Genomic DNA, 8,390 nt, shown 5'->3' on the forward strand with positions numbered 1-8,390 from the left:
TATTAAAAGTAATTTTTAATGAGGAAAATAAAATGGAAACTAAATATATTATAGCCGCGGTTGTTGCAGTTCTTGCAATAATTGGTATATGTGCTTTTGCTTTGGGGGGAGGAAACACACAACATGCTGCTAATGAATTAGTTGCTTGTGTTGCCGCTCACGGTGAAGAACCTGAATTTGGTTTTGACCCAATGCATGGTTGGGGATACCACGATTCCGGAACAGAACCTCTTATCCAAAGTACACTTCTTAAAAGAGACAAAGACAATAATTTTGTAAATGATTTGGCTACCGGTTATAACGTGTCTGATGATTTAAAAACTTATACAGTCACTATCCGTGATGATGTTAAATTTACAGATAACAGTTCATTAACCGCTAAAGACGTAGCATTTTCATACAATAAGGCAAAAGAATTAGGCGAAGGTGCAGATTTAAGTTCCATGAACGAAGCTAAAGTTGATGGCGATACTAAAATAGTATTCGAACTCAATAAATCTGACTCAACATTTGTTAACAAATTAACTGATGTAGGTATTGTTCCTGAAGCTAATTATAATGAAGATTCATACGGTAAAAACCCAATCGGTTCCGGACCTTATAAATTAGCTCAATGGGATAAGGGACAACAATTCATCTTAGAGAAAAACCCTGATTACTACGGTAAAGAACCATACTTTGAAAAAATAACCAATTTATTCCTTGATCCAGATGCAGCATTTGCAGCGGTTAAAAACGGTGATGTCGACATTGCTGAAGTACAACTGGCTTATGCAAATGAAACAGTGGACGGTTACCACATGGAATACTTCGATTCAATTGATGTACGTGGAATATCATTACCAACACAAAAAGCTGAAGGTAAATTAAGCGAAGACAATATCACCGTGGGTAATAATGTAACTGCAGACCCTGCTATCAGAGAAGCATTAAACATGGGTATTGACAGACAAAAATTATTAGACGGTGCATTCAACGGATACGGTAATGTATCCTACACTGGTGTAGCTAGACAATTGCCATGGGCATTTGAAACCTCATTCAAAGACGGCCAAGTCGATGAAGCAAAAGCTCTCCTTGCAGAATCCGGATGGAATGATACCAACGGAGACGGCATTGTCGAAAAAGATGGTCAACCTGCAGCATTCTCCATTTATTACAATGCAAAAGCTACAGAAAGACAAGCAATTGCAGTGGCTGTTGCAGAACAAGCTAAGGATATAGGTATTAATGTAACTCCTGTAGGTGGAAGTTGGGATGACATTGACCCTAACAAATACAGTCAGGGAGTAGTATGGGGATTCGGTTCAGCAGACCCATATGAAATTGAACACCAATACGATTCAAGAGTAGCTTACGTAGGTTATGACAACCCTGAAGGTCTTAATGACACTATAGTTGACGCATCAATTGATACAGCTATGGGTCAAGACTTAAACAGTTCATACTCAGTCTGGTCTCTAGCGGCTCAACAAGCTGTATCTAATTACCCATTCTTGTGGATTGGAACTGTGGATTACACATACTTCGTAAGTGATTCATTAGACATATCCAATGGTACACACCTCATTTATCCACACGGTGGAGACATATGGGGTAACATCTACGATTGGACACGTATTAATACAACCTCTAATGAAACTGCTAAATAAATGATTTAGTTAAGATGATTTATTTTTAATAAATCATTTTTTTCCTTTTTTTAACAAAGTTATAAGAGATGATTAAAATTAACAATAAGAAATTAGCTAAATTTTTAGGATTTAAAGCTATTAGATTACTAATTTTGATAAGTGTTATTGCAGCAATCAGTTTTATAATGATTCAATTATCTCCTATTGATCCTGTTAAAGCTTATCTTGGTCAAAGACTTGTCACCCAACAACAAGTTGCCATAATAGGCGAATATTGGGGAACAAATTTGTCCTTGGGTGAAAGAGTAATGGGATGGCTTCAGACATTGGCATCTGGAAGTATGGGTTTTTCATTGATTTACAGAGCTCCTGTAACTGAAGTTATTGCACAGAAATTCACAGCCTCATTTACTCTCATGGCAGTATCCTGGGTAATATCTGCATTCGTAGGTTTTGGTTTAGGAGTTATTGCAGGTGCAAAAGAAGATAGTTGGATAGATAAGGCGATTAAAACTTATTGCTACATATTGCAATCTACACCTACATTTTGGATAGGATTAGTACTTTTAATGGTTTTCTCAGTATATTTAGGTTGGTTCCCAATCGGACTTTCAGTTCCTATTGGACAATTGTCGGATACTGTAACATTCTGGCAATGGCTATACAGATTGATATTGCCTGCAATCACATTGAGTATTGTAGGAATCGCTTCTCTTACAATGTATACAAGGGATAAACTCATCAATGTTAAAAAAAGTGATTATTTCTTATTTGCACAGGCTAGAGGTGAAAGTTTCTGGGGAATTATCAAAAATCACGGAATAAGGAATATTTTGCTTCCAGCAATCACAATTCAATTCCTGTCATTCAATGAGCTGTTCGGGGGTACAATTCTTGTTGAACAGGTATTTGCATATCCGGGCATAGGTCAAGCAACAGTGGCTGCTGGCTTAAGGTCAGATGTCCCGTTACTGTTAGGTATTGTTATTATCAGTGCCATCTTTGTATTTATGGGAAATTTCATTGCTGATTTGATTTATCAATATGTCGATCCAAGATTAAGGGGTGAGGATGATGAGTGAAATGCCATGGTATAACAGGGGTTTGTTCAGTTCTCTAAACTTAAGACAAAAAACACTCTTAACCATTGGGCTCACTGGATTAATTTTATTGGTTATCTTCATTTGCGGATGGATGATTGATGCTAATCTGCCTACTGATTTTGCTATGAAAATGAAACCTCCATCATTCGAACATCCTTTCGGTACTGATTGGATGGGCAGGGACATGTTCATAAGAACATTGAAAGGTTTAAGTTTAAGTATCATGATTGGATTGGCTGCTTCAATAATATCCAGTATAATAGCCACACTCTTGGCTTTTCTTGCAAGTGTCAACAGGTTCTGTGATGAATTTGTATCCTGGTTAATCGATTTATTCGCATCAATACCTCACATATTATTGATTATGATGATATCCATCGGTTTGGGTAAAGGTGCATTCGGTGTGATGATGGCGGTTGCGTTTACGCATTGGGTAAACTTAACAAGAGTATTAAGAGCTGAAGTGCTACAGATAAACACGTCTGAATATGTAGCATTATCCAAAAGATTTGGTAAAAGCAGATTATGGATTGCAAAGGAACATATCTTGCCTTTAGTATTGTCTCAAATATTTGTAGGAACATTACTTGTATTCCCACATGCAATCATGCACGAATCAAGTGTAACATTCCTAGGATTCGGTTTATCACCACACGAACCGGCTATTGGTATAATCTTGTCTGAATCAATGACATACCTTGCAATGGGTGCTTGGTGGTTGGCATTCTTCCCAGGTCTTGCATTATTGATAGTTGTATTGTTGTTTGATATTATTGGAGATAATTTAAAACGATTGTTTGATCCTTCACAGGCAAATAACTAGATTGGGTGGTATTATGGAAAAATTATTAGAAGTAAATAATCTATCAATATCTTTTACACAATATGTTCAAGGATTAAATAGGCACGATTCAAAGGTAATATCTGATTTGACAATAGATGTTGACGAAAGCGAAATTGTTGCAATATTGGGGTCCAGCGGTTCGGGTAAAAGTCTTTTAGCTCATTCAATCTTAGGTATCTTGCCTTATAACTCTCATGTAACTGGAGAAATAAAATATAAAGGCAATGTTTTGGATCAAAAATCAAAAGAAAAATTAAGAGGCAAGGAAATTTGTCTGATACCTCAGTCTGTCAATTTCCTGGATCCTCTTATGAAAGTATCCGAACAGGCCATTGGTGAATGTAAGGATAAAGCCGAACATGCCGAGAAAAAGATAAGGCAAAGGGAAATCTTCAGTAGATATGGATTGGATGAAAGTGTAGATGATTTGTATCCTTTTGAATTGTCTGGTGGGATGGCAAGAAAAGTGTTGTTGTCCACGGCTTTAATTGGTGACCCTAATTTATTGATTGCTGACGAACCGACACCAGGTCTTGATGCAAAAAGTGTCAAAGAAACAATTGAGGATATAAAGAATCTTAAGGAGCATGGTAAAGGTGTTTTATTAATCACTCATGAAATTGATGTTGCCTTAAGAACTGCAGATAGGATTGCAATATTCTATTCCGGTTATGTCATTGAAATAAACACTGTAGAGAACTTCAAAAATGTGGATAATGTATTGCATCCATATACTAAGGCCTTAATCAATTCATTACCAAGAAACGGCTTTAAACTAACTGAAGGAGTTCAGCCATTAGAAGACCTTCCCGGTTGCCCATATTTTGAAAACTGTCCGATACGCTCAGGCAAGTGTGAGAAAAACAAACCGGAACTTATTAATCATAATGGCATTATGATTAGATGTTTCAATTACGAGGGGGCTAATGATGAATCTTAAGGCAAGTAATATTACTTTTTCATATAATAAAAAAAGGCAAATATTGAATGATGTTTCATTATCTCTTAAAAGCAATGAAATAATTGGTTTGATGGGTGACAGCGGTAGCGGTAAAAGTACTTTATGCAAAATTCTTGCGGGTCATATTACTAATTATAAAGGAGAAGTTACCCTTGACGGCAATAAAATTTCAGATAAAGGCTTTTATCCCGTGCAATTGATTTTTCAACATCCTGAAAAGACCATGAATCCAAAATGGAAGATGAATAAAGTATTAAATGAGTCATGGGCTCCTCCTCAAGAGTTGAAGGATACTTTCGGCCTTAAAGATCAATGGTTAACTCGTTGGCCTAGCGAGCTTTCTGGCGGGGAACTGCAGCGTTTCAGTATATTGAGGGCTCTTAACCCTAAAACAAAATTCATCATTGCTGATGAGATAAGTACCATGCTTGATGCTGTAACACAGGTACAGATATGGGAAAAACTTATCAATCATGCTAAAGCTAATAACATTGGTATATTGGCTGTTAGTCATGACCCCGATTTGCTTGAAGTAATATGTGATGATATTTTATATTTTGATGAAATAAATAATCTTTAAAATTAAAAATATGCTATTTATTGGTGTATATTTTAATTTTAGGATTTTTTCTTTTTTTTAAAGCGAATTTTCACAGGCTATATTTGGTATTGGCATCATTTTTTAAAAAATAGAATGGGTTTTGAAATGTTTAAGGCCACATTATCTGTGATGGGAAAAAGTTAGATTGGTATTTAAATGAAAATTGGGTGATATTAATGATTAAGCACCATTAATATCTTTTAAATATATTCTGTCGTCACAGATGGTGTCTACCAAATCCATATCGTGACTTACAAGCAAAAAGCCCATGTTCCTTTCTTTTACTATTTTTAAAACGGAATCTAGGATTTGTACTTGTGTGATTGCGTCAAGCATTGTTGTCATTTCGTCCGCTATTAGGAATTTGGTATTTGGATTTAGAGACCTTAAAACGGAAAATCTTTGCAGTTCCCCACCTGACAGCTCTTGCGGGAATCTTGTCAGCCATGATTTTTGGATTCCAAATTCTTTTAAGGCTTCATCAGTAACGTCCCATGATTCGGCTAAAACTTGCTGCATTTTCCATTTGGGATTCATAACTTTTTCGGGGTGTTGGTAAATTAGTTGGACTGGTTTGAATCCTTTTTTAGGGAGAGTTTGTCCATCAAATGTTACGCTCCCTTCAAATTTTGTAACATATCCTGATAATATTTTACATAGTGTGGATTTACCACTTCCGCTGTCTCCAATTAATCCCATGACTTTTTTGTTATCCAATTCAAGATTAACGTCTTTCAATAAATATTTCTTTGCGGAAGGGTATTTAAATGAAATGTTTGCTGCTTTAAGTTCCATTTTATGCACCTTCTTCGTATTTGAAGCATCTGATTTTTTTCTTTCCAATATCAATCAATTCGGGTCTTTCATCTTTACATCTGTCAAATCTCATTTCGCATCTGTTGTAGTATGGACATCCGTTTGGTATCTCTCCGTGTAATGGTTGGTGTCCTTTTGTTAATTCGAATCCATTGGCGGGTAATGCTTTGTAGAGTGCTTTTGTGTATGGATGTAGGAGATTTTCTCCATCGCCTGAGAAGTCTTCTTTGAGTGCTATTTCGATTACGTATCCTGAGTAGAATATTCCGATTCTATCTGCAACTTCCAGAGCTGCATGGATGTCGTGTGTGATGAGAAGCACTCCGATTCCGTCTTCCTTCATGTGTTTAAAGTGATTTAAAGTTTCTTCTACTGTTTTTTCATCAAGTCCGGGTGTTGGTTCATCTGCTACAACAAGTTTCGGGTCTGATAGTAATGCTGTTGATACGAGTACTCTTCTTGCCATTCCTCCGGATAGTTGGAACGGATACATTTCATTCACTTCAGGTCCTAAATTATAATGTTCAAAGATTTCCCTTTGTTTTTTCTTTTTCTCTTTCTTTTCAGCTTCGGTTTCTGTGTGGCCTATTGCTTGGTCGGATATTTTCATTAGAGGATCTAAGAAATTAACGGATTGGGGCACAAGCACGATGTCTTTTCCCCTTATTTCTTCTTTGTCTTCTTGTGATAATTCCTTTCCTTTATATTTTATTTTCCCCTGTAGGTTTGCATTTTCCGGAAGTATTCCGAATATTGCATGTGCAAGCAAACTTTTACCAGAACCGCTTGAACCTAATACTGCTAATATTTCACCTTCCGAAATGTCTAAGGTTAAATCACTGATAACTTTTAAATCCCTTTGATTTAATCCCTTAGTATATTGAATGAATGAAATAGAAACATTTTCAACATCTAATAATTTCTCCATTAAACCACCTTTTCATTTCAAATGATAAATTTTATATAGTAATTTGTACTTTATCAATATTAAAGTTATTCAAAATTTACAAAAAAGTATTACTATTTAATTAAAATCTCTATTAAATGTAATACTTCATTTGAAGTGTGATTGGTATGAATGTTACTATTAAGGAATTAAGTAAAAATTCAAAGGAAATTGAGGATGTTCAAGAATTTTTATTTAAGATGATTAAACTGGAATTCGGCTATGATTATGTTCCTGAATGGCATCAAGATATTGTTGATATGGGGGAATATTACATTAATCCAAAAAGAAATAATTTCTTTGTTGCATATACTGAAACTGGAGAAATCATAGCAACAATTGGTATAAGGGCTTATGACAAGGATTTCCCTGAATTCAGACATTTGTATTCTAATGAAACAACTTCAAGCATATGGAGACTATTTGTTGATAGAAGATGCAGACGCTGCGGATTGGCGTCTAAGATGTTTGCAGTGGCTGAAAATTTTGCTAATCAATCTGGTTTTAATGACATTTATTTGCACACTCATAAGAATTTGGATGGGGCTATTAAATTTTGGACAAAAATGGGTTTTGTTGTTGCATTGGATGCTAATGATGAGCTTGAAACCGTTCATATGGATAAGAAAATTCAGGGTTTGGAAATCAATCCTTTAGCTGATGATTTTTCTTATGCTGTGAAGTTATAGTTTTTTAATATATTTTTGTGTATGCGGGCAAGCGAAAATACATTTTCCGCATACCGTATCTGCTTTTCCTAGATTTTCTTCAGATACTTTAAGGGCATATTTTTCACATTTCTTATCGTCATAAAAATCATTTCTTTTAAGTTTATAGTTCCAGTTCAGGCCGCTTATTGCTCCTCCAAGACACGCATCCCTACATTCCATGCATTTTCCGCATCTTGATTTTAATATGGGCTTGCCAATTTTTAAAGGGGCATCTGTTAAAACTGATGATAGTCTTAGTGCTGATCCATAGTTTTTTGTTGTAAATAATGCAGATTTGCCAATCCATCCAAGTCCCGCACGGGTGGCTATTGTTTTATGAGGCAGTTCAAATGAATTGAACTCACCAAAATCAGTTCCCAATCTCTTTTTTGTTTGGGCATAAGCATTGTATCCATTTTCAACCAAAAATTCTTCACATTTCATTCCAAGTGCATCTAACCTTGAATTTAAACTAATCAATTCTTCAAGATATTCCTGTGTGGGTGCATTTTGCATGTTCCTTATGATTTCTTTTGGATATGTGATATAAAAAACAACACCTGTATTTAATTCTGGTTTTGGAGTAAAATTTGTGATGTCTGCATAACCTACTTCGGTTGCACCATTGTTTATTAACAATTTCTTTAGTTTAAGAGATAGAGCCATAGCGATAGTTTTATATTAATATTATTTAAATTTAATTTTTGTATTACTTTTCATTGAATTATGCATTTATTATTTTTATTACTTGGTCTGTACTATTTTTATGGGGATA

Annotated in this window: 9 protein-coding genes; 6 read left to right on the forward strand and 3 right to left on the reverse strand. The window is 35.2% G+C overall.

What is annotated here, in order from left to right; translation table 11 throughout:
• From ACKI4K_RS03835 to ACKI4K_RS03855, 5 genes are all read left to right on the forward strand, one after another.
• On the forward strand, nt 1-1,652 hold a 1,652-nt coding region (locus tag ACKI4K_RS03835), incomplete at its 5' end, for an ABC transporter substrate-binding protein (protein ID WP_407422459.1).
• A 68-nt stretch (nt 1,653-1,720) separates the two neighbouring features.
• On the forward strand, nt 1,721-2,716 hold the full coding sequence (locus ACKI4K_RS03840; RefSeq protein ID WP_407422461.1) for an ABC transporter permease: 996 nt from the start codon (nt 1,721-1,723) through the stop codon (nt 2,714-2,716).
• Nucleotides 2,706-3,560: an ABC transporter permease gene (locus tag ACKI4K_RS03845; RefSeq protein ID WP_407422463.1), complete on the forward strand. Its 855-nt coding sequence runs from the start codon at nt 2,706-2,708 to the stop codon at nt 3,558-3,560. Before ACKI4K_RS03840 ends, ACKI4K_RS03845 begins: the two co-directional genes overlap by 11 nt.
• A 13-nt stretch (nt 3,561-3,573) precedes the next feature.
• Nucleotides 3,574-4,521 (forward strand): oligopeptide/dipeptide ABC transporter ATP-binding protein, encoded by a 948-nt coding sequence (locus ACKI4K_RS03850; protein ID WP_407422465.1) that lies wholly within the window; start codon nt 3,574-3,576, stop codon nt 4,519-4,521.
• A complete protein-coding gene (locus ACKI4K_RS03855; RefSeq protein ID WP_407422467.1) occupies nt 4,511-5,122 on the forward strand; it encodes an ABC transporter ATP-binding protein in 612 nt (203 codons plus the stop codon). Before ACKI4K_RS03850 ends, ACKI4K_RS03855 begins: the two co-directional genes overlap by 11 nt.
• Before the next feature lie 201 nt (nt 5,123-5,323).
• Here ACKI4K_RS03855 and ACKI4K_RS03860 read toward each other — a convergent pair whose 3' ends face one another.
• Both ACKI4K_RS03860 and ACKI4K_RS03865 read right to left on the reverse strand, forming a co-directional pair.
• Nucleotides 5,324-5,938: an ABC transporter ATP-binding protein gene (locus ACKI4K_RS03860; RefSeq protein WP_407422469.1), complete on the reverse strand. Its 615-nt coding sequence runs from the start codon at nt 5,936-5,938 to the stop codon at nt 5,324-5,326.
• Nucleotide 5,939: 1 nt separating this feature from the next.
• The gene (locus ACKI4K_RS03865) at nt 5,940-6,887 is read right to left on the reverse strand and encodes an oligopeptide/dipeptide ABC transporter ATP-binding protein (protein WP_407422471.1); all 948 of its coding nucleotides are present in this window, start codon (nt 6,885-6,887) and stop codon (nt 5,940-5,942) included.
• Between the two features lie 146 nt (nt 6,888-7,033).
• On the opposite strand from ACKI4K_RS03865, the gene ACKI4K_RS03870 reads away from it, so the two are divergent.
• Nucleotides 7,034-7,594: a GNAT family N-acetyltransferase gene (locus ACKI4K_RS03870; RefSeq protein ID WP_407422473.1), complete on the forward strand. Its 561-nt coding sequence runs from the start codon at nt 7,034-7,036 to the stop codon at nt 7,592-7,594.
• Here ACKI4K_RS03870 and ACKI4K_RS03875 read toward each other — a convergent pair.
• A complete protein-coding gene (locus ACKI4K_RS03875; RefSeq protein WP_407422475.1) occupies nt 7,589-8,281 on the reverse strand; it encodes a 4Fe-4S double cluster binding domain-containing protein in 693 nt (230 codons plus the stop codon). The genes ACKI4K_RS03870 and ACKI4K_RS03875 overlap by 6 nt on opposite strands.
• Nucleotides 8,282-8,390 lie beyond the last annotated feature (109 nt).

The organism is Methanobrevibacter sp. (assembly GCF_045644645.1).
Lineage (GTDB): Archaea > Methanobacteriota > Methanobacteria > Methanobacteriales > Methanobacteriaceae > Methanocatella.